General features: G+C 73.6%; 17 protein-coding genes and 1 pseudogene. 13 read left to right on the plus strand and 5 right to left on the minus strand.

All coding sequences use genetic code 11. The features are described from left to right. Nucleotides 1–13: 13 nt before the first annotated feature. A complete protein-coding gene (locus ACIQG9_RS17965) occupies nucleotides 14–493 on the minus strand; it encodes a DUF4097 family beta strand repeat-containing protein (protein WP_400403477.1) in 480 nt (159 codons plus the stop codon). Here ACIQG9_RS17965 and ACIQG9_RS17970 point away from each other — a divergent pair. The 6 genes and pseudogenes from ACIQG9_RS17970 to ACIQG9_RS17995 form a co-directional block, all read left to right on the plus strand. After that, a pseudogene (locus ACIQG9_RS17970) lies at nucleotides 432–797 on the plus strand (MarR family transcriptional regulator); the annotation flags it as partial. The gene ACIQG9_RS17965 and the pseudogene ACIQG9_RS17970 sit on opposite strands and share 62 nt — an antisense overlap. 91 nt (nucleotides 798–888) lie before the next feature. Next, nucleotides 889–1,557 carry a HEAT repeat domain-containing protein gene (locus tag ACIQG9_RS17975; RefSeq protein ID WP_400403479.1) on the plus strand — a complete coding sequence of 223 codons (669 nt, stop codon included), beginning with the start codon at nucleotides 889–891 and terminating at the stop codon, nucleotides 1,555–1,557. A gap of 6 nt (nucleotides 1,558–1,563) precedes the next feature. Continuing rightward, nucleotides 1,564–2,580, plus strand: coding sequence for a MerR family transcriptional regulator (locus ACIQG9_RS17980; protein WP_400403481.1), 1,017 nt, complete (start codon nucleotides 1,564–1,566; stop codon nucleotides 2,578–2,580). Nucleotides 2,581–2,677: 97 nt separating this feature from the next. Next, nucleotides 2,678–3,034 carry a PadR family transcriptional regulator gene (locus ACIQG9_RS17985; RefSeq protein WP_400403483.1) on the plus strand — a complete coding sequence of 119 codons (357 nt, stop codon included), beginning with the start codon at nucleotides 2,678–2,680 and terminating at the stop codon, nucleotides 3,032–3,034. Further along, nucleotides 3,031–4,053: a hypothetical protein gene (locus ACIQG9_RS17990; protein WP_400403485.1), complete on the plus strand. Its 1,023-nt coding sequence runs from the start codon at nucleotides 3,031–3,033 to the stop codon at nucleotides 4,051–4,053. Before ACIQG9_RS17985 ends, ACIQG9_RS17990 begins: the two co-directional genes overlap by 4 nt. A gap of 112 nt (nucleotides 4,054–4,165) precedes the next feature. Further along, nucleotides 4,166–4,492 (plus strand): hypothetical protein, encoded by a 327-nt coding sequence (locus tag ACIQG9_RS17995; protein ID WP_400403487.1) that lies wholly within the window; start codon nucleotides 4,166–4,168, stop codon nucleotides 4,490–4,492. A gap of 405 nt (nucleotides 4,493–4,897) precedes the next feature. On the opposite strand, the gene ACIQG9_RS18000 is transcribed toward ACIQG9_RS17995, so the two are convergent. Beyond that, nucleotides 4,898–6,193 carry an MFS transporter gene (locus ACIQG9_RS18000; RefSeq protein ID WP_400403489.1) on the minus strand — a complete coding sequence of 432 codons (1,296 nt, stop codon included), beginning with the start codon at nucleotides 6,191–6,193 and terminating at the stop codon, nucleotides 4,898–4,900. A gap of 55 nt (nucleotides 6,194–6,248) precedes the next feature. Between ACIQG9_RS18000 and ACIQG9_RS18005 the strand changes: the two genes are divergently transcribed. Continuing rightward, entirely contained in the window at nucleotides 6,249–7,016 is a 768-nt protein-coding gene (locus ACIQG9_RS18005; RefSeq protein WP_400403491.1) for a maleylpyruvate isomerase N-terminal domain-containing protein, read from the plus strand. A 33-nt stretch (nucleotides 7,017–7,049) separates the two neighbouring features. Here the strand turns inward: ACIQG9_RS18005 and ACIQG9_RS18010 are convergent, their stop codons facing one another. Both ACIQG9_RS18010 and ACIQG9_RS18015 read right to left on the minus strand, forming a co-directional pair. After that, nucleotides 7,050–7,535 (minus strand): DUF1992 domain-containing protein, encoded by a 486-nt coding sequence (locus ACIQG9_RS18010; protein WP_400403493.1) that lies wholly within the window; start codon nucleotides 7,533–7,535, stop codon nucleotides 7,050–7,052. A 99-nt stretch (nucleotides 7,536–7,634) separates the two neighbouring features. Next, nucleotides 7,635–8,183: a GNAT family N-acetyltransferase gene (locus ACIQG9_RS18015; protein WP_400403495.1), complete on the minus strand. Its 549-nt coding sequence runs from the start codon at nucleotides 8,181–8,183 to the stop codon at nucleotides 7,635–7,637. Between the two features lie 113 nt (nucleotides 8,184–8,296). On the opposite strand from ACIQG9_RS18015, the gene ACIQG9_RS18020 reads away from it, so the two are divergent. After that, a complete protein-coding gene (locus tag ACIQG9_RS18020; RefSeq protein ID WP_400403813.1) occupies nucleotides 8,297–8,947 on the plus strand; it encodes a LysE family translocator in 651 nt (216 codons plus the stop codon). Between the two features lie 4 nt (nucleotides 8,948–8,951). Here ACIQG9_RS18020 and ACIQG9_RS18025 read toward each other — a convergent pair whose 3' ends face one another. Next, the gene (locus ACIQG9_RS18025; RefSeq protein ID WP_400403815.1) at nucleotides 8,952–10,964 is read right to left on the minus strand and encodes a beta-galactosidase; all 2,013 of its coding nucleotides are present in this window, start codon (nucleotides 10,962–10,964) and stop codon (nucleotides 8,952–8,954) included. 165 nt (nucleotides 10,965–11,129) lie between these two features. Between ACIQG9_RS18025 and ACIQG9_RS18030 the strand changes: the two genes are divergently transcribed. The 5 genes from ACIQG9_RS18030 to ACIQG9_RS18050 all read left to right on the plus strand — a co-directional run bounded on the left by ACIQG9_RS18030 (nucleotide 11,130) and on the right by ACIQG9_RS18050 (nucleotide 20,954). After that, nucleotides 11,130–13,466, plus strand: coding sequence for a TIM-barrel domain-containing protein (locus ACIQG9_RS18030; RefSeq protein WP_400403497.1), 2,337 nt, complete (start codon nucleotides 11,130–11,132; stop codon nucleotides 13,464–13,466). A gap of 297 nt (nucleotides 13,467–13,763) precedes the next feature. After that, nucleotides 13,764–14,984, plus strand: coding sequence for an ROK family protein (locus ACIQG9_RS18035; RefSeq protein ID WP_400403500.1), 1,221 nt, complete (start codon nucleotides 13,764–13,766; stop codon nucleotides 14,982–14,984). Between the two features lie 236 nt (nucleotides 14,985–15,220). Beyond that, the gene (locus ACIQG9_RS18040) at nucleotides 15,221–17,698 is read left to right on the plus strand and encodes a glycoside hydrolase family 3 C-terminal domain-containing protein (RefSeq protein WP_400403503.1); all 2,478 of its coding nucleotides are present in this window, start codon (nucleotides 15,221–15,223) and stop codon (nucleotides 17,696–17,698) included. Beyond that, entirely contained in the window at nucleotides 17,695–18,753 is a 1,059-nt protein-coding gene (locus ACIQG9_RS18045) for a LacI family DNA-binding transcriptional regulator (RefSeq protein WP_400403506.1), read from the plus strand. Before ACIQG9_RS18040 ends, ACIQG9_RS18045 begins: the two co-directional genes overlap by 4 nt. Then, on the plus strand, nucleotides 18,750–20,954 hold the full coding sequence (locus ACIQG9_RS18050; RefSeq protein WP_400403509.1) for a glycosyl hydrolase family 95 catalytic domain-containing protein: 2,205 nt from the start codon (nucleotides 18,750–18,752) through the stop codon (nucleotides 20,952–20,954). The genes ACIQG9_RS18045 and ACIQG9_RS18050 overlap by 4 nt, the downstream gene beginning before the upstream one ends. Nucleotides 20,955–21,072 lie beyond the last annotated feature (118 nt).

A 21,072-nucleotide genomic window follows, 5' to 3' on the forward strand; every position in this document is an offset into this window, starting at 1 on the left:
GGTTCCTGGCTTCTCAGAGACTGCGGGCGGTGATGTCGCCATCGACGGTGGTGGCGCGGATGTCGAGTTCGGCGGTGCCGTCGTTCCTGAGGGCGTTGCTGATCCGGCCGTGGCCGCTGCCGGCGTCCAGGGCGGCCGAGACACCGGCAGCGGCGGCGACCGAGATGTCGCCGGACCGGGTACGGAGCACGACCGTGCCGCGCACGGCCTCGGTGATCCGGATGTCGCCCCGTGCGGTGCTGATCTCCGCGGGGCCGTTGAGCCGGCCGACGTCGACGTCGCCGTCGGTCGCGGTGAGGCGGACGCTCGCAGCCTCGTCGATCTTGATCCGGCGGTACGCGCCGTCGAACGCGACGTCGCCGAGCCGACCGACGCCGCGCAGTTCGGCGCTGGCGGTCCTGGCCTCGATCCGGGAGCCGGCGGGCAGCCCCGACGCGGGTAGCCTCACCGCGTCCCAACTCGCCCAGCGCCTCCAGGTCAGCCCGGCGTCCATCTCCAAGGCGATCGCCTTCCTGGAGAGCCAGAGCCTCGTCCGCCGGGAACGCGACGAACGCCGCCGCGACCGCTACGTCGACGACGACGAACTCTTCTACCGGGCGACGATCGCCAGCGCCCGAGCCAACGACCAACTCGTCGAGACCGCACGCCAGAGCGTGGCCATCCTCGGCCCGCACACCCCCGCCGCCACCCGGCTGGAGAACATCGCCCGCTTCCTCGACTTCATCAGCGAGAGCATCACCCGCGCCGCCGGACGGGCCCGCGAACTCCTCCACACCAAACCCGAAACAACGCCCTGACGGCCGCCCACCCCCGCCACCCGCAACTCCAGTCCCCGGCTTGACCTTCACACAGTGCCAAGGTCTTCACTGTGCCAAGGAGGTGGTCCCGATGACCCTGCCGACACCCGACACGGATACGACCCGAGCCCGCCAAGGGCTGGCGAACAGCAGCCCGTCGGCGCGGCTGCGGGCTGCGCTGGCGGTCGGCACGACCCCTGACCCGAGGTTCATCGACACGCTCGTCGAACGATGCGCGATCGAGCCCGAATTCTCGGTGCGCGAGATGCTGACCTGGGCACTCACCCGCCATTCAGCATCAACGACGGTGCCGAGACTCATCGATGAACTCCGCTCGGAGCGGGCGCAGGCACGAAGCCAGGCGTTGCACACGCTGTCCAAGATCGGGGATCGGCGAGCGTGGCCGGCGATCACCCGGGCGCTGCTGACCGACGCCGACGACGAGGTGGCGCGGAGCGCCTGGCGGGCAGCGGTCGTACTCGTGCCCGACGGTGAGGGGCCCGAACTGGCCGCTGTGTTGGCGACCCAGCTCGGGCGCGGTGAGCGGGAGACGCAGTTGAGCCTCAGCCGGGCGCTGATCGCGCTCGGTGAGGTGATCCTGCCGACCCTGCGCGCCGCGATGACGGATCCCGACCCTCGCGTGCGGCAGCACACGATCGCCACGGAACGGCTGTGGCGCGACCCGGATGCCGGATTCGTGTTCGCGGTCGAGGAGGCGAGGCGGGTCGTGGCCCTCGGCCGTACCAGCCCGCAGGGGTGACCGGCGGTGTTGATCGGTGAGGTGGCCCGACGGTCCGGGGTCAGCGCCCGCATGCTCAGGCACTACGACTCGCTCGGCCTGGTACGACCGACGGGCCGTACCGACGCCGGCTATCGGCAGTACTCCAGCGAGGACATCCGGCGGATCTTTCACATCGAGAGCCTGCGGTCGTTGGGGCTGTCGCTGCGGGATGTCGGGCGCGCGCTGGATGACCCCGGCTTCACACCCTCGGCGCTCGTGGACGACCTCATCCGTCAGACCCGCGAACGCATCGCCGGTGAGACGGAGCTGCTCACTCGACTCCGGCGGATCGGTGCCGCGGAACCCGCCGGCTGGGAGGACGTCCTCCAGATCGTCGCCCTGCTCCACGCGCTGGGGTCGGAGAGCGCGGGCAGGCGCCAGCGCGCGGCCCTGTCCTCGGTCGACGAGGTTCCAATGCCAGTGGAGGCGCTGGTCGAGGCGGCGCTCAGCGAGACGGACCCGAACGTCGCCGGAGCCCTTCGATGGGCCTTGGCGCACTCGGGCGACGGCGGGTTGGCGCTGCTCGCGGAGGGCCTTGGCGCACCAGTAGCGGAGGTGCGGAAACGTGCCGTCGAGTCCATCGCCGAGATCCCGGACGATGCGGCGACCACGCTGCTGCGGGACGCCCTGACGAACTCCGACATCGTGGTCCGCCGGTATGCGGCGCTGGCGCTCGGGGCACGCGGCGTGGCCGACCCGGTCCCGACGCTCATCGACATGATCGTCGAAAAGGCGAACGACGTCGCCGCCGCCGATGCGTTGAGCGCGCTCGCGGGTGATCCCGCGTTGGCGGATCAGATCGCCACCAGGCTGGTGGACTGCCTCGCCCACGACACCGTCGCACCGTCTGCCCGTCGACGGCTGACCCAGGCCCTCGCGGGCATCCCGGGGATCACGGCGTCACGTGCCCTCGCCGAGCTGTCACGTGACGGCGACCGTGTCGTTGCGCTCACCGCGGCCTACGTTCTCACGCTGCGCGACTGTGTAGGACAGGGGCCGTAGTGGCACCGCTGAACCGGACGGCAGCGCCGTCGCGCTGTCAGCAACAGTCATCCTCACGCACCTGCCGTTATATCTTCGCACCCGATATATTGATGGCGTGGAGACACCGGTACGCGAACCCACGTTCCTGATCCTCACGGCGTTGGCCGCGGAGCCGCTTCATGGCTACGGACTGATCATCGAGGTAGCCCGGCTTTCCGACGGCCGCGTGTCGCTGCGCCCCGGCACGCTCTACGGTGCCCTCGACCGGCTGCTCGAAGCGGGTCTGGTCACCGTCGAGCGGGAGGAAGTGGTGGACAGCCGGCTGCGCCGCTACTACCGGCTCACCGAGCACGGCGGTGACCTGCTCGCCAACGAGACCGAGCGGATGCGCCGCAACGTCGAGGCCGCAACGGCGCGGTTGAACACCCGTACCCGTCGAGGCGCGCCCCGACTCAGCGGAGGAATCGCATGAGCGACCTGGAACGCCGCTATCTGCGATTGGTCCGGATCTTCTATCCGGCCGGCTACCGCAGCGAGCGCGGCACCGAGATCGTGGGTACGTACCTCGCTCTGTCCTCGCCGGACCGGCGGTGGCCTTCGGTCGCCGACGTGACCGACGTAGCCGGCGGCGGGCTACGCCAGCGCCTACGCGCGATCGGCGCCACCGGAATCGACCCCGGAGTGCGGCTGGCCGCGACGCTGGCGTTGTTGACCGCCACGGCTCTCGCCGGCGGCTGGGCCATGCTGGAGCTCAATCCGTGGACGACGGCCTGGTTCGGCTTCGAGCAGCACGGCACGTCCGTCTCGCTCGGTCTCGGCGTGTGGGCGGCATGGCTGCTCGCCGCGGTGGTGCACGTGGTGGCATCCGGCCGGTGGACCCGCCTGGCGATCGGTTTCGCCCTTGTCCTCACCGTCGCTGTCGTACCGCTTGCCGCCGTCGTCGACCGGTCCCGGCCTCCGCTGTTCGTACTACTCGCCCAGGTCTGCCTCGGATTCGTGGCGCTCGGCGTTCCCGGCCAGCCGCCCGGGTGGCTACGACTGCTGCCCGTCGCCGGCGCCGCCGCGGCTCTACCCGTAGCGGCGACTTTCGCCCGTAACGGTGGCGACGTGCTTCTTGGGTACTACGGCTGGCCCGCCGGGCAGGTCCTGCCCGGCGCCGGGATGGCGCTTTTCTTGGTCACGTTGCTCGTCGGCGTAGGGCTGGCGGCGCGCAACGACCTTCGTGGTGCTTGGGCACTGCTGGTGCTGCTCTGCCCGATCGGCATGCTGTGGCTGCATCCGCTGGCCGAAGAACTCGCCGTCAGCGTGTACGGCGGCGGACCGAATGCGGACTGGACGACGCTGGCCACAGCGGCGATCATCGTGGCGGTTGCGGCGGCGATCGTCATGGCGGCGGTGCTGATGGTCCAACGACGGGTCGCCTTCACCCATGCCGCCGTCGAGCGTTGTACGGCGTGTGGCTCCGTCACCAGCGACAGCGCGCAGCGATAGCAGCCTGTCTAGCACCAAGCCACTGGTCGACCGTTGTCAACGCACTGCCTGGCCGGCTGAAGCACAGAACCCCGTATTCGGTGTTACACAGCCGCACCCGCACCCTGCCTACGTGCACTGGGAGACCCCGACCGCCCGGCTCCTGCCCCGGCTGCTGGCCGGGCGCACCACCGGGACGGTGTTCCTCGCCGACCGGCGCGCCCCCGCCGCCGGACGCCGCGCGCCGGCGCTGCGCGACACCGACACCGACACCGGCTGCGGCCGGCTGTCCCACCCGCGCGCCGAGTACCTGTTCAAGCAGGCGTCCAAGCTGCACGACCCGCACGGCGCCGGGTACACCCTGCACCAGTTGCGCCACAGCGGCCTGAACCACCTCGCTGCTCGCGGTCGCAGCGCCGCCGAGAACGACGAGCACCACCACCGGCGGCACAGGCGCTGATCTCGCATCCCAGCTACCAAGATCGCGGAAAACGGCGGAGCAGCTTTCCAGCAACCCGCCACCTCGCGGCAGTCACCCCGGGTGCGGGCCCAGATCAACTGCCTGGCGTTGTTTCTGGTCTGGAAACCACGGACGGCCCTCCGGAATGGGGGCCGACGCGGGGAACAACAGAACAGTCATTATGGTGCACGGCTAGTTTGCCCGTTATGTCGGCTCCAATAAACGGATTACCGGTAATAACTATTCGTTAATCGGCATAGGTTGGGTGCCGGGACGTCGCGGCCAACGTGAGTCGGGTGGCGACTGTCAGGTCTCAGTCGACGTGGCGGAGTCTCCGGCGATCTGTCGGTACAGATGGCGGAGTCTCACGAAAGCTGGCGGACGCATTCGGTACGCAGTCCCCGCTCAGGCTTCGTCGTGGCTGATCGTGATCCGTCGAAGCGAAGGCACGAGCGACGTCAACAGCATCGCTGCCGCTGCCACGCTGGCGCCGGTGACAGCGACCGCCGCCGTCCCGAAGGCCGCGGCGAGGAGGGGCGCGGACAGTTGGCCGATGGGGAAGGACGCCGACGACCAGAACTCGTCGTGGGCGCCGACCCGGGACAGCAGGCGCTCGGGGATGTGGGTGTAGTTGACGGTCTCCCAGACGACGGTGAAGAACTCGGCGGCCACTCCGGCCAGGAAAGACGCCGCGGCCAGCCAGAGCGTGTTCGCGCCGATTCCGAGGATGATGAGGGGAAGGGTGGCCAGGGCCATCGAGGACAGTGCCGGCGTCATCGGTCGTCGCATCAACGGCAGCTTCACCAGTGCCGCGCTGGCCAGCAGTGCCCCGACTCCGTGGGCGCTCAGTACGAGGCCCCAGCCCTTGGCGCCGATCGTGTCGTTCGCGATGACCGGGCCGAGGATCTGCCAGAAGCCCATGTTGGTGGCGTTGAAGACGGCGAAGGCCAGCGTCACCGACCAGATCCACGGCTGGGACCTGAAGTATTGCCAGCCCTCGCGCATTTCGCCGAGCATCGTCGGCCCGTTCTCGCCGCGTGGTGGCAGGGCGGGCAGTGATATCCGGGCGAAGCACGCGGCTGCCAGCAGGAAAGAGGCCGAGTCGGCGGCGATCGCCCAGCCTCCGCCGACGGAAGCGGTCAGTAGGCCGGCGGTGGTCGGGCCGAGGATCCGGGTGGTGTTTCTGGCGGAGGCCAGCAGCGAACTGGCCTGCTGGAGACCGCGTCCGGCTATGAGGTTCGAGACGATGCCACGCAGTGCGGGTGTGGTCAGTCCTTGGAAGACGCCGTTGACGGCGGACAACGGGAGCAGCAGTACGGGGTGCTGGTGGGTGAGCAGGACGACCGCGACGCCGGCCTGGGTGAGGCCGGCGCCGAGGCTGGTGAGGCGCAGCACGGTGTCGCGGCGGTGGCGGTCGGCGATGCCGCCGCCGAGGAGCATCGTCGCGACCATCGGGACCAAGGCGGCGGCGGTGACCGCGGACAGCCAGCCGGCGCTGTCGGTGATCTCCAGGACGCCGAACGCCAGTGCGACGGGCGACATGAAACTGCCGGCCATGGAGATCGAACGACCCGCGAAGAACCACCAGAAGGCGGACGAGCGAAGTGGCCTGTCAGAGGCGCGGCTGGTGCTGGATGCCGCTTCTGCATCGCTTCCCGGGGATTGCGAATCCCGATTCTCGGATGCTTCGGCCTTGGGCACGAGGGGCCACCCTGCCAGCACGAATGAGATGCATCAACCGGTTTCCGGAGAGTCTGTGCCATCGACCGACCGGCGCGGCGCGCCGGGCTGCTGGCCCGGGCACGACGCCTGGCGGGTCGGGCCCCTCGACCCGGCCGACACCACCCGGCTGCGGGACCTGGCGTCACGTGCCAGCAGCCCGGACGCGGCCGACCGCCGGACCCGGCCGACCCGGCGCGGGTTGTGCGAGGATCGCGGGATGTCGACCGAGGGATCGTTGTCCGGGCGCGGCGTGCGGGAGGCGGCCGGCGAGATGACGCGTACCCTCGGCCCGCACACCGACCGGGACTGGGCCCGCCGCGCCGGCGACCTGGAGTGGTCGTGCTGGACCACCGCCGCGCACGTCGCCCACGATCTGCTCGGCTACGCCACCCAGCTCACCGGCCGGCCGGACACCCGGTACCTCCCCCTGGACCTACGGGTGCGCGACGACGCCCCGCCGGCGGACGTGCTGACGGTGGTCGCCGCCAGCGCGGGGCTGCTCGCCGCCGCGATCGACACCGCTCCGGCCGACGCCCGCGCCTGGCACTGGGGGCCCTGCGACCCGCCCGGCTTCGCCGCGATGGGCATCGCCGAGACGCTGCTGCACACCTACGACATCACCCGGGGGCTGGCGGTCGCCTGGCAGCCCCCGGCGGCGCTCAGCGCGGTGGTGCTGCGGCGGCTCTTCCCCGACGCGCCGGCCGGTGACCCGCCCGAGGTGCTGCTCTGGATGACCGGACGGACGGCGCTGGGCGACCGCCCCCGGCGTACCGGGTGGAGTTGGCAGGCGGCGCTGCGCTGAGCGCCGCCGTCGGATTGTCCGCCCGGCCGGCGTTCAGCGGTCGCGCCGCCAGGGCCAGCGCCAGCGCCGCCGGGTGCCGCTCGGGGCGTCCCGGCGGGCCGGGGTGGCCGCCGTGGTACGCCGGGCGGCCAGCAGTTCCCGCTCCGCGCGCCACCGCCGGAGCACGTCGTCGACGTTGACCGGGCGGACCGTCACCCGGGGCCCGGAGGGACACCGCAGCCAGGCCACGATCTCCGCGTTCAGGGCGCCGACGAAGGCCCGTACCGACTCCTCGGTGGGCAGGTCGCGGACCTCGTCGGGGACCTGTTCGGCGCGGCGGCGTAGCTGCAGCGGCGTGGGCAGCAGCAGGTCGGTGGGGAGCGCCTCCCGCTCCAGGAAGCTCTTGATCCACCAGGACTCGTCGTAGGGCAGGCCGCGCCCGGGGATCGGCTTGCCCAGGCCGGGCAGGTTGTCGAACTCGCCACGGTCCTGGGCGCTGCGGATCTGCGCCTCGACCGCCGCCTCCCACGCGTCAACCATCCCGGGCACCTCCCCGCGTCCCGCCGTATCCGCCCTGGTCGTCCCCGGTACAGCGTCGGCCGGGCGGGCGGCATTCCCGGCCTCGGGGCGCGGGCGGGTTCAGTCGTGGTGACGGACGTGGCGGTGCCCGTCGAGGGGGAACGGGGGCCGGGCGGGCAGCACCTCGACGAAGGCGTACCCGCTCTTCTCCGCCACCCGGCAGGAGGCCGGGTTGTCGATCTGGTGCAGCAACTCCAGGCGGGTCAGCCCGGTGGCGGCGAACCGGGTGAACGCCCAGCGGCTCACCGCGTCCACCGCCCGGGGTGCGACCCCGCGTCCCCGGGCCGGCGCGGCCGTCCAGTAGCCCACCTCGGCGTCGGCGCGGCCCGGCACCACGTCCTTGAGCAGCACGCAGGCGACCAGCCGGTCACCGTCGGAGGTGGGCTCGCAGACGGCGAAGCTGAACCGGCGGCCCGCCGCCCAGCCCTGCCGGTTGCCGGCCACCCAGCGTCGGGCCTGGGCCGCCGTGGTCAGCGGGTGCCGGGTCCGGGCCCGCAGCTCCGGGTCCCGGTACGCCGCCAGCAGCGCGTCGACGTCGTCGTCGCGCCAGCAGCGCAGGACCAGTCCGGGGGCGGCGGCGGTCGGGGCGGCCCGCAGGGTCATGGACATCTGAGCAGTGTGGCCGCTGCGACCGCCCGGCGGTAACCCCTGGATCGCCGGCCGGCACCGGTACCGCCCCCGGGCGTAGGGTGCCGGTGAGGACGAGTGGACGGGGGACGTCGATGGTCACGGTCGGTGCGGTGGTGGGGATAGCGCTGGTGGCGCTCGGTCTGGTGCTCACGCCCGGGCCGAACATGGTCTACCTGGTGTCCCGGTCGGTGGCCCAGGGCCGGCGGGCCGGGCTGGTCTCGCTGCTGGGGGTGGCCGTCGGGTTCCTGGTCTACCTGGCCGCGGCGGTCGCCGGCATCGCCACGATCTTCGTGCTGGTGCCGGCGTTGTACACGGCGGTGAAGCTGGCCGGCGCGGGATACCTGCTCTGGCTGGCCTGGCGTACGGTGCGTCCGGGCGGGCAGTCCGCGTTCGTGCCGGCGGCGCTGCCGGTGGACCGGCCCCGGCGGCTGTTCACCATGGGGTTGCTGACCAACCTGCTCAACCCGAAGATCGCCATCCTGTACGTGTCGCTGCTGCCGCAGTTCGTCGACCCGGCGCGGGGCAGCGTGGCGGTGCAGAGCCTGCTGCTCGGGCTCACCCAGATCACCATCGCGCTGGCGGTGAACGCGCTGATCGTGCTGACCGCCGGGTCGGTGTCGGCGTTCCTGGTGCGCCGGCCCGGCTGGGCGCGGGTCCAGCGGTACGTGACCGGCAGCGTGCTGGCGGCGATGGCGGTGCGGATCGCCGCGGACCGGTCCCGGGCCGCCGTGGCCACCGGCTGACCGTTCAGCGCCCGTCGGGGTCCTCCCGGACGACCGCCACGCCGCCGGCCGGCACCGTGACGGCGGTGGCGACGACCGTGCCGGTCAGCAGTTCCACGCCGGTGACCGGCACCCGCTGCGGCCGGTCGGTGTGGTTGAGCAGGAACAGCCAGCTTGCCTCGGGGCCTTGCCGGCGTACCGCCTCGACCCCGGGCGGGGCGTCCGGGCAGACCGGGTGCACACCGGCGGCCCGGGCCGCCTCGGTGACCAGCCGCCGGTAGGTGTCGTCGTCCGGGCGGGTGGACAGGTACCAGGCGGTGCCCGCGCCGTACCGGTGCCGGGTCACCGCCGGTCGGCCGTCCAGCACCCCGCCGACGTACGCGCAGCTCGCCTCGGCGCCGGTGAGGTGGACGGTCTCCGACCAGATCCGGCCGGTCCCGCCGTCGGAGAGCAGCACCTGTTCGTCGGCGGCGAGCGGGTGGAACTCCTCGACCCGGATGCCGAGCACGTCGCGGAACGCGCCGGGGTAGCCGCCGGGGCGCACCCGGGCGTGTGGGTCGGCGACCCCGCTGAGGTAGGTGACCAGCAGATGCCCGCCGGCCTCGACGTGGTCGCGGACCCAGTCGACGGTGGCGTCGGAGGCCAGGTAGAGGGCGGGCAGGACGAGCAGCCGGTACCGGTCGAGCGGGTCGCCGGGCAGCACCACGTCGCAGCCGTACCCGGTGCGCCACAGCGCCCGGTGCGCCGCCGCCAGCTCGTCGTGCTGGTCGGGCAGGTCCGACGGCATGCCCGGGTGCCGCAGGGCCCAGCCGCTGGCGGCGTCCCAGGCCAGGGCGACCGGGGCCGCCACCTCGCCGGCGGTTGCCTCGGCGAGCCGGTCCAGGGTCTCGCCGAGCCGCACGGACTCCCGGAACACCCGGCTGTCCGGCCCGGCGTGCGGCACCAGCGCGGAGTGGAAGCGTTCCGCGCCGCCGAGCGGGGCGCGCCATTGGAAGAACATCGCGCCCCGGGAGCCGCGGGCGACGTGGGAGAGGCTGTGCCGGGCCATCCGGCCGGGTTCCTTGGTGTGCATCCGGCCGGCGGTGTGGATCTGGTTGGCGGCGCTCTCCATCAGCAGCCAGGTCGCCGGCCGGCCGGCGCGCTCCGGTGCGCCGTGCCGGGCCCAGCCGCGGGCCAGGTCGGCGGCGAGGGCGGTCTGTTCCTCGGCGCCCCCGTCCACCGCCGACGGGTAGTGGTCGACGGCGACCAGGTCCACCTCGGACGCCCAGCGGGCGTGGTCGACCGGCACCCAGTCGCCGAGGACGTAGTTGGTGGTGACGGGGATCGCCGGGTTGACCGCCTTGAGCAGGTCGCGTTGTTCGACGTACGCGGCGAGCAGGGTGTCCGACCAGAACCGGCGGAAGTCCAGCAGGTGGCCGGGGTTGGCCAGGTACTGGGTGGCCCGGGGGGTGCTGATGTGCGCCCAGTCGGCGTAGTGCTGGCTCCAGAAACTGGTGGCCCAGGCGGCGTTGAGGGTGTGGAGGTCGCCGTGCCGCGCGGTGAGCCAGCGGCGGAAGGCCGCCTCGGCGTGCGGGCAGTGGCAGGTGGTGCCGTACTCGTTGTGCACGTGCCACATCGCCACGGCGGGATGGTGGGCGTACCGGGCGGCGAGGGTGGCGGCGATGCCCCGGGCGGCGGCCCGGTAGGCGGGCGCGGCGGCGCAGTAGGTGTCCCGGCTGCCGTGATGCAGCCGGACGCCGTCGGCGGTGACCGGCAGCGAGTCGGGATGCGCCTGCGAGAACCAGGGTGGCGGGGAGGCGGTGGGGGTGGCCAGGGCGACCCGGATGCCGCCGTCGTGCAGCAGGTCCAGCACCTCGTCGAGCCAGCCGAACTCGTAGCGGCCGGGCGCGGGTTCGAGCCGGGACCAGGCGAAGACGCCGACGGTGACCAGGTTGACCCGGGCCTGGCGCATCAGGGCGACGTCCTCGCGCCAGGTGGCGGCGGGCCACTGCTCGGGGTTGTAGTCACCGCCGTGGCAGAGCCGGCCGTCGTCCCACATACCCACCGTCCTGTCGACTTTGTTGGATAGGTGTCCAAACTATGGAGGTGGTTTGCGCATGTCAATCGGGTAGATAAGGGAGGTATCGAAGACACTCGTTGACAGTTCGTTGGGAAGCCAAAGAAACTGTCGGTACCGCCGGAAAACGCTCCAGAGGAGACGCCGATGCCGTACCGACCGCCGTTGGTCCCGTACGAGACCTTCGTGGCCGACCCGCCCGACCTGCCCGTACGGGGACCGGGTGAGGACGGGGCGGCCATCGTCGGCCGGGCCGAGGTCGTCGCCACCGACCCGCACGGAGTGACGTTCAAGGCCGCCCTGTCCGACGGCGGCACCATGGTGCTGCGGGTCGACGCCGCCGGTCACGGGGTGATCCGGGTACGCCTCGCCGACGACCCCCAGGCCCGCAGCCGCTCGGCCCGCGCCCTGCCCCTGGTCCACCCCCGGCCGCACCCCGCCGCGATCACCGTGGACGACACGCACGTACACCTCGACGCCGGGACCCTGGTCGCCGAGATCCGCCTCGACCCGTGGCACCTGCGGTTCCTCACCCCCGACGGTCACCTGCTGCTCGACCAGGACGCGGGCACCCGGGACATCAGCGGCCGGCGGCGCACCCTGCCCTTCGGCCGGTCCACCGCCGACGGCGCGCACGTCGCCTGGCACGAGAGCTTCGTCGCGTTCGGCGACGAACGGTTCGTCGGCTTCGGGGAGAAGTTCACCCCGCTGGACAAGCGCGGCCAGCGGGCGCTGATGTGGAACTTCGACGCCTTCGGCGGCGAGTCCGACCGGTCCCACAAGAACGTGCCGTTCTACCTCTCCGACCGGGGCTACGGGGTGCTGGTCGACAGCGGGATGCCGGTGCAGTTCGACGTCTGCCAGTCCACCCACAGCAGCGTGCAGATCGTCGTCCCGGACGACCTGATCGACTACTACGTGCTGGCCGGCCCCACCCCCACCGAGGTGCTGGACCGCTTCGACGAGCTGACCAGCCGGCCGTACCTGCCGCCGAAGTGGGCGTTCGGGGCGTGGATCTCCTCCGGGTTCTTCCCGGACAGCCAGCAGCGGGTGCTGGACCGGGCTCGCCGGATCCGCGAGCGGGACATCCCCTGCGACGTGCTGCACCTGGACTGCTACTGGCAGGTCGCCGGCCGCTGGTCGGACCTGCGCTGGGACGACGAGGCGTTCCCCGACCCGGCCGGGATGCTGAGCGCCCTCGCCGAGCAGGGCTTCCGGGTCTGCCTCTGGATGAACCCGTACCTGATGACCGACAGCCCGCTCTACGCCGACGCGGCCGAGGCCGGCTACTTCCTGCGCCGCGCCGACGGCAGCGCCTACGTCGCCGACGTGTGGCACGGCAGCCACCCGGCCAGCGCGATCGTCGACTTCACCAACCCGGACGCGGTGGCCTGGTTCCGGGGGCTGCTGCGCCCGCTGCTGGCCCAGGGGGTCGCGGTGTTCAAGACCGACTTCGCCGAGGGGGTGCCGGCCGACGCGGTGGCACACAACGGGATGACCGGCGTCGAGTTGCACAACGTCTACGCCCTGCTCTTCAACGACGTGGTGGCCGACGTCACCGGGGAGGTGGCCGGCCACCGGACGGTGTGGGCCCGCTCGTCGTACCTGGGCGGGCAGCGGCACAGCGCGCAGTGGAGCGGCGACGTCAACGCCACCTGGCCCGGACTGTCCAGCACCATGCGCGGCGGGTTGTCCCACGGGCTGTCCGGGGTGCCGTTCTGGAGTCACGACACCGGCGGTTTCCACGGCACCCCCGACCCGGAGCTGTACGTGCGGTGGACCCAGTTCGGGGCGCTGTCGCCGCTGGTCCGGCTGCACGGCACCACCAGCCGGCTGCCGTGGGACTTCCCGGCCGACACCGAGCGGGACGCGGTGGCCGCGCTGCGGCTGCGCTACCGGCTGATGCCGTACCTGTGGTCGGCGGCGGTGGAGGCGGCGCGCACCGGTGCGCCGATGATGCGGGCGCTGCTGGTCGACACCCCCGACGACCCGACCGCGTGGACCACCGACCTGCAGTACCGGCTCGGGGTCGACCTGCTGGTCGCCCCGGTCACCGACCCGTCCGGGCGGCGGGTCGTCTACCTGCCGACCGGCGACGACTGGGTCGACGCCGCCACCGGCGAACGGCACCGTGGCGGCCGGCACCTGCGGGTGGCCGTCCCGCTGGACCGGCTGCCGCTCTACGTGCGCCACGGCGCGCTGGTCCCGCTGGTCGCGCCGGCCGGCACCGTCGCCGACGGGCCGTTCGCCGACGTCACCCTGGTGAGCTGGGGTGGCGTGGACGCCCGGACGGTGCTGCACGACGTCGACGGCGACACCACGGTGGAGGCGGTCCGCGACGGGGACACGCTGCGGGTGCGCACCGACGGCCCGCTGCGGGTACGGCGGCTCAGCGTCGTCGGCGAGGACCCGCCGCGTCGGCTGCTGCTCAACGGCGAGCAGGTCACCGTGACGCCGTTCGAGGAGTGGTTCCCGCGCCACTGAGCCACGGCCGACGGCGACCGGCCGAGGGTCGGTCGCCGTCGGCCCCCACCACCGTGACGGGCCCGCCCCTGGCGGGCCGGGATGGTGGCGCGGCACACCGTCCCCGCCGTCGTGGACGGGTATCCGGAGCAGGTGCGGGCCGCTAAAGTTAGTTGGGTTTCCAGCCGAACAATCTTCTCGACGGTGATCCGTCCGCCACGGCAGCGTCGCCCGCCGCCGCCAACCCCGGCGGCGCCGGTGGGCGATGATTCACCGGCGCGGGATCGCGCACCATCGGGCGCAGGGAGCGGGCAGATCGTGATCAGCATCCACAACGAACCGCAGCCGACCGACCTCGGCGACGTCCGGGTGGCCAACCGGGCCGTGGTCCTCCGGCACGTCCGCCTGCACGCGCCCTGCTCGCGGGCCGACATCGCCGCCGCCACCGGGCTCAACAAGGCCACCGTGTCCAGCCTGGTCGCCGAGCTGATCGAGCGGCGTCTGGTCCGCGAGACCGGGCTGACCGAGAACCGGGTCGGCCGGCCGGCCACCATGCTCGTCCTCGACGGTGAACCGTACGCGGCACTGGGCCTGCAGATCGGCGCGGACGACCTGGTGGTGGTCGCCGTGGACCTGGGCGGCAACCGGCTGCTCACCTGGCGACGGGCGTTCCCCGCACCGACGTCCTCCCCCGGCGAGACCGTCCGCGCCCTGGCCACCCTGGCCCGGCGGGCGGTCGGCCGGGTCACCGGCCAGGGGCGTACCGTGCTCGGCCTCACCGTCGGGGTGCCCGGGCTGGTCGACACCACCGGGGCCGTGCCACTGGCCAGCGGCCTCGGCTGGCGGGACGTGCCGCTCGCCGCCGAGCTGCGGGCCGCGCTGCGGGAGACCGGCTTCACCATCGGCGTCGACACCGACGCCAACCTCGCCGTGCTCGCCGAGCAGCGGCACGGCACGTACGCCGGCACGGCCGACCTGGTCCACCTCACCGGCGGCGTGTCCGTCAGCGCCGGGGTGCTCGCCGGTGGCCGGCTGCTGCGCGGCGGCCGTGGTCACGCCGGTGAACTCGGGCACGTCTGCCTCGACCCGGCCGGCCCCGCGTGCCCGTGCGGGCGGCGCGGCTGCCTGGCCGGCCTGACCGCGCTGCCGGCCGTGGTCCGCCGGCTGCTGCCCGACACCGAACAGGACGGACCGGTCACCGACTACCTGCCGGAGGTCGACCGGATCCTGGTGCTCGCCCGCCAGGAGGACCCGTTCGTCCTGGCCGGGCTCGCCGAGGTCGGCCGGCATCTCGGTCACGGCGTGTCGGTGCTGGCCAACCTGCTCAACCCGGAGGCGGTCGTGGTGGGTGGGCACTTCGCCACCCTGGCCCCCTGGCTGCTGCCGGCGGCCCGGGCGGAGTTGGCCGCGCGGACCCTCGCCCCGCAGGCCGGCGGCTGCCGGCTCGACGCCTCCACCCTGGACTCCTGCGCCACCGCGCTCGGCGGGGCGACCGCCGCGTTGGCCACCATCGAGGCCGGTCGGCTCCCCGCCGGCTGACCCGGGTGCCGGTCACCCCTTGACCGGATCGGCGGGCAGGTGCCAACCTCGAACCGCCGCCCCGTCGTTCGGGCACCCGGGGCGGCATGCTTTCCACAGCCGTCGAAGCGCTTCGCCGCTCCGGGCCGACGACTGTCACCTCCACCACGGCACGATGCCGCTCGTCACCACGGCAGTCGAAGCGCTTCGACTGCCGGCCGGCGCCTCACCGCGAGCCCACCGGAAGGTAACCGCAGATGAACGACCCCACCGCCCGCGCCACCGGACCGTCCCCCGAGGCGCGCGCCGACGACCTGCTGGCCCAGCTCACCCTGCCGGAGAAGATCGGCCTGCTGCACCAGTGGCAGGCCCCGGTGCCCCGCCTGGGGCTGCCCGGGTTCCGCACCGGCACCGAGGCGCTGCACGGGGTCGCCTGGCTCGGCCCGGCCACCGTCTTCCCGCAGGCCATCGGCCTGGCCAGTAGCTGGAACCCCGAGCTGATCCGGGCGGTGGGCGCCGCCGTCGGCGACGAGGTCCGGGTCAAGCACCAGGCCGCCCCGGCCGCCGTCGGCCTCAACGTGTGGGCGCCGGTGGTCAACCCGCTGCGCGACCCCCGGTGGGGCCGCAACGAGGAGGGCTGGTCCGAGGACCCGTGGCTGACCGGCCGGCTCGCCACCGCGTACGCGCAGGGGCTGCGCGGCGACCACCCCGACCGGCTGCGCACCGCCCCCACGGTCAAGCACTTCCTCGGCTACAACAACGAGACCGACCGGGCCACCACCTCCAGCGACCTGCCACCGCGGGTACTGCACGAGTACGAACTGCCGGCGTTCCGCGCCCCGCTCGCCGCCGGCGCGGCGGTCGCCGTGATGGCCTCGTACAACCTGGTCAACGGGGTGCCGGCGCACCTGAGCCCACTGCTCGACGCCGAGCTGCGCCGGTGGACGCCGGACGAGCTGATGGTGGTCGGCGACGCCGGGGCGGTCACCAACATCGCCGGGGTGCAGGCCCACCTGCCCGACCACGTCGCCGGCTTCGCCGCCGCCCTGCGGGCCGGCATCGACAACTTCACCGAGGACGACGCCGACAGCGGACCGACCGTGCGGCGGCTCACCGAGGCGCTGGACCGGGGGCTGATCGAGGAGTCCGACGTGGACCGGGCGGTGCGGCGCGTCCTCACCGTCCGGATCCGGCTGGGCGACCTGGACCCACCGGAGCGGGACCCGTGGGCCGGGGTGTCCCTGGACGTGGTCGACGGCCCCGCCCACCGGGAACTGGCCCGCGAGGCCGCCCGCCAGTCGATGGTGCTGCTGCGCAACGACGGGCTGCTGCCGCTGTCCCCCGCCGCGACGCCCCGGGTCGCGGTGCTCGGCCCGCTCGCCGACACCGTCCACGAGGACTGGTACAGCGGCACCCTGCCGTACGCGGTCACCGCCCGGGAGGGCCTGGCCGGACGGCTGCCGGCGGTCACCACCCACCCCGGGGCGGACCGGATCGCGCTGCGGATCGGCGACCGGTACGTCCGCTGCCCCCGCTCACCGCAGGGCGGCCCGCTGACCGCCGGCGACGGCCCCGACGACACCTCGTTCGACGTGTTCGACTGGGGACGCGACACGGTGGCGTTGCGGGCGGTGGCCAACGGCCGGCACGTCGGCGCCGACGACGACGGCGCGCTGACCAACGACCGACCCGGGCCGGGCGGCTGGGTGGTCCGGGAGACCTTCCGTTTCCAGCCCCGCCCCGACGGCACCGCGCTGCTGCACCACCTCGCCACCGGCGCGTACGTGCGGGTCGGCGACGACGGGCGGCTGCGCGCCGACGCCCCCGACCCGGACACCGCCACCGCGTTCACCGTCGAACTGGTCGCCGACGGCGCCGCCGAGGCCGCCGCGCTGGCCGCCGACGCCGACGTGGCGGTGGTGGCGCTGGGCAACCACCCGATGGTCAACGGCCGGGAGACCGAGGACCGGGTCGACCTGGCCCTGCCGGCCGGGCAGGAACGGCTGCTGCGCGCCGTGCACGCCGCCAACCCGCGCACCGTGCTGGTGGTGACCAGCAGCTACCCGTACGCGGTGGGCTGGGCGCAGGAACACCTGCCGGCGGTGCTCTGGTCGGCGCACGGTGGGCAGGAACACGGCACCGCCCTGGCCGAGGTGCTGCTCGGCGAGGCCGACCCCGGCGGCCGGCTCACCCAGACCTGGTACGCCGACGCGACAGAGCTGCCCGACCTGCTCGACTACGACGTGATCGGCGCCGACAGCACCTACCTGTACTACCGGGGCGAGCCGCTGTACCCGTTCGGCCACGGCCTCAGTTACGCCCGGTTCGACTACGCTGACCTCCGGGTGAGCGTGCCGGCGGTGACCGCCGGCGACGAGGTCGAGGTGAGCGTCGAGGTCACCAACACCGGCGACCGGGAGGGCGAGGAGATCGTGCAGCTCTACACCCGGCAGCGGCGGTCCCGGGCCAAGCAGCCACTGCGGCAGTTGCGGGACTTCGCCCGGCTCACCCTCGCCCCCGGCCAGCGGCGGGTGGTCACCCTGCGGCTGCGCACCGCCGAGCTGAGCTGGTGGGACGAGCAGCACGGCGGCCCGGTGGTGGAGGACGCCACGCACACCCTGCTGGTCGGCCGTTCCGCGCGGGACATCCGGCTGGTCGGCGCGGTGACCGTACGCGCGGGGAGCGCAGCGGCGCAGGAGCGACCGGCGGTGCGGGCCGGCGGCGGGCCGCGGTGACCGGCACGCCCGGGCGGGGCCGCAAGTCGGCCGACCAGGTCACCATCGTCGACGTCGCCCGGCACGCCGGGGTGGCGGTGAGCACCGTGTCGTACGTGCTCAGCGGCAAACGGGCCATCTCCGAGGTGACCCGTACCCGGGTGCTGGCCAGCATCCGGGAGCTGGGCTACCACCCGAACGCCGGGGCGCGGGCGCTGGCCAGCCGGCGGGCCAACACCATCGCCTTGGTGCTGCCGCTGCGGGCCGGGATGCAGGTGCCGGTGGTGATGCAGTTCGCCATCGCGGTGGTGACCACGGCCCGCCGGGTCGACCACGACGTCCTGCTGGTCACCTCCGACGAGGGGCCGTCCGGGCTGCGCCGCATCGCCGGCAGCGCGATGGTCGACGGGGTGCTGGTGATGGACGTCGAGTTGGACGACTCCCGGGTGCCGCTGCTGCGGGAGCTGGCCCGGCCCAGCGTGCTGATCGGCGTCCCCGCCGACCCGACCGGGCTGACCTGTGTGGACCTGGACTTCCAGCGCGCCGGCCAGGTGTGCGTGGAACACCTGGCCGGGCTGGGGCACCGCCGGGTGGCGCTGCTCGGCGCGCCGGCCGCCGTCTACGACCGGGGTACCGGCTTCGCCCACCGCACCCGGGCCGGTGTCGTCGAGGCGGCCCGCCGGCACGGCGTCGAGGTGGTCACCCAGCCCTGCGAGGAGGGGCCGACGGTGATCCGCCGCGACCTGGCCGCCCTGCTGGACCGGCACCCGGAGCTGTCCGCGCTGGTGGTGCAGAACGAGGCGGCCGTCGGCCCGGTGCTGGCCGTCCTGCCCACCCTGGGCCGGCGGGTGCCGCAGGACATGTCGGTGGTGGCGATCTGCCCGGACCAGTTCGCCGAGCAGGCCGGCCCCCGGCTCACCTCGGTGCCGGTGCCCGCCGAGGAGGTCGGCCGGCAGGCGGTGGCGCTGTTGATGCGCAAACTGCGTGACGAGCCGGTACCGGAGGTCACCCTGCTGCCGCCCCGGCTGACCATCCGGGACAGCACCGCCGCACCGGCGGTGGAGGTGCGACGGTGACGGCCGGGCCGCCACCGTCGGCGCACCGCATCTGGGACGACCGTCCCGCCGCCGGCTGGGAGGACGCGTTCCTCACCGGCAACGGCGAGTACGGGCTGATGGTGCACGGCGATCCGTACGCCGAGCGGCTGGTGCTCAACCACCACCGGTTCGTGCTGCCCAACGGCACCCGCGACGCCCGGCCGCCGGAGCTGGCCGCGATGCTGCCCCGGATCCGGGAACTGGTCCTCGCCGGCCGGCGGGCCGAGGCGGGCGAGCTGCTCACCGGCGGCCGGGAGCTGGTGTGGACGCAGTCGTACCACCCGGGGTTCGCGCTGACCGTCGACGCCCCGCCGGCGCCGGTGCACGACTACCGGCGGCACACCGACTTTACCACCGGGGAGGTGGTCGTCGTCTGGTCCGGTGGGCGGCGGCGCTGCTTCGTCTCCCGCGCCGACCGGCTGGTCGTCACCCACCTCGACATGGGGGCGGTTGTCCTGGGCGGCACCGGTGACCTGCCCGGTCGCCCCGACACGGTGTCCTACGAGACCACCGCGTACCGCCACGACGGGCTGGTGTTCCTGCGGGTGCGGGGCCGCTACCCGGACGCCGGCGGGGCGTACGGCTTCGAGGGGCTGACCCTGGTGCGCGGGGACGCCGAACCCGCCGGGGACCGGGTGCTGGTGCGCGGGCCGGCGCTGCTGACCACCGTGCTGGACCGCACGGAGACGCCGGCGTGGCGGACCGCCGAGTTGCAGCGGCGGCTGGCCGACGGCGGGGACGACTACCCGACGCTGCTGGCCCGCCACGTCGACCGGCATGCCCGCCCCTACGGCCGGGTCAGCTTGGACCTGGCGGTGCCGAAGACCGACCGGGACCGGCCGGTGGGCGAGCTGATCGCCCGGCAACTCGCCGCGCCCGACCGGCTGGACCCGGCGCTGCTGGAACGGCTCTTCCACGCCGGCCGGTACCTGCTGTTCAGCGCCAGCGGGGTGCTGCCGCCCCGGCTGACCGGGATCTGGCTGGCGTCCTGGGACGCCGCCTGGGCCGGGGACTTCACCACCGACGCGAACCTGAACCTGCAACTGGCCGGCGCCAACGTCGGCGCGCTGCCGGAGGTGACCGCGGCGCACGCCCGGCTGGTGCGCGCCCAGGTCGACGACTGGCGGCGCAACGCCCGCGCGGTGTACGGGGCGCGCGGGTTGCTGGCGCCCAGCCGCACCGACGGGGAGCACGGGCACCTGTTCCACGTCCACCCGCACTGGCCGTTCACCGCCTGGCTGGCCGGCGCGGACTGGCTGCTGCAACCGCTGTACGAGCACCATCAGGTGACCGGGGAGCCGTTGGGTGAGGTGGCCGGCTGGCTGGGTGAGGTGGCCGACTTCTTCGCCGACGTGCTCACCGACGTCGACGGTGAGTTGGCGCTGGTGCCGTCGTACTCGGCGGAGACCGGGCCGCTGGACGACGACGGTCGGCCGGTGCCCGTCGCGGTGAACGCCACGATGGACGTCGCCGCCGCCCGGCACGCGATGGTGGTGGCCGCCGAGGTGACCGGGTCGCAGCGGTGGGCGGCGCTGCTGGACCGGCTGCCCGGCTACCGGGTCGACGAGCGGGGCGCCCTGGCCGAGTGGGTGTGGCCCGGCTACCGCGCCGACGACGACCACCGGCACGTCAGCCACCTCTACCCGGTGTGGCCGGCCGACGAGATCGACCCGGAGGACACCCCGGAGTTGGCCGGGGCGGCCCGCCGGGCGCTGGAGGTACGGGGGGACGAGAACGTATCGGCGCACGGCAGTCTGCACCGGGCCCTGGTGGCGGCCCGGCTGGGCGACGGTGACCTGGTCGGGGTGAACCTGCGCAAGATCGTCGGCGGGGACATGTTCTTCCGGTCGTTGATGAGCGCCCACAACCCGGGCCTGGTGACGTACAACGCCGACGCCGCGCACACCCTGCCGGCGGTGCTGATCGAGGCCCTGGTGCAGTCCCGGCCCGGCCTGCTGCGGCTGCTGCCGGCCGTGCCGCCCGGCCTCGACCGGGGGGTGCTGCGCGGGGTGACCTGCCGGGGCCGGCTCACCGTCGAGGAACTGGCCTGGGACGTCGGCCGGGTCACCGCCCGGCTGGTCGCCGACCACGATCAACGGGTCCGGGTCGGCAGCCCGTACGGCGAGGCGCTGCTCGACCTGCCGGCCGGCACGGCCGTAAGGGTGGCCTTCGGCGGCTGACCGGCCGGCTGCGTGTCGGCCGGCCGGAGCGTGTCGGCCGATCGCGCGTGGGGTGACCGGCGAGATGTCGGGGTAGGTGCCCCGGGGTGGATCCTGGCGTTGCTGGCAGTCTCACGGG

Source organism: Micromonospora sp. NPDC092111, from assembly GCF_044755745.1.
In the GTDB taxonomy this organism is placed as follows: domain Bacteria; phylum Actinomycetota; class Actinomycetes; order Mycobacteriales; family Micromonosporaceae; genus Micromonospora.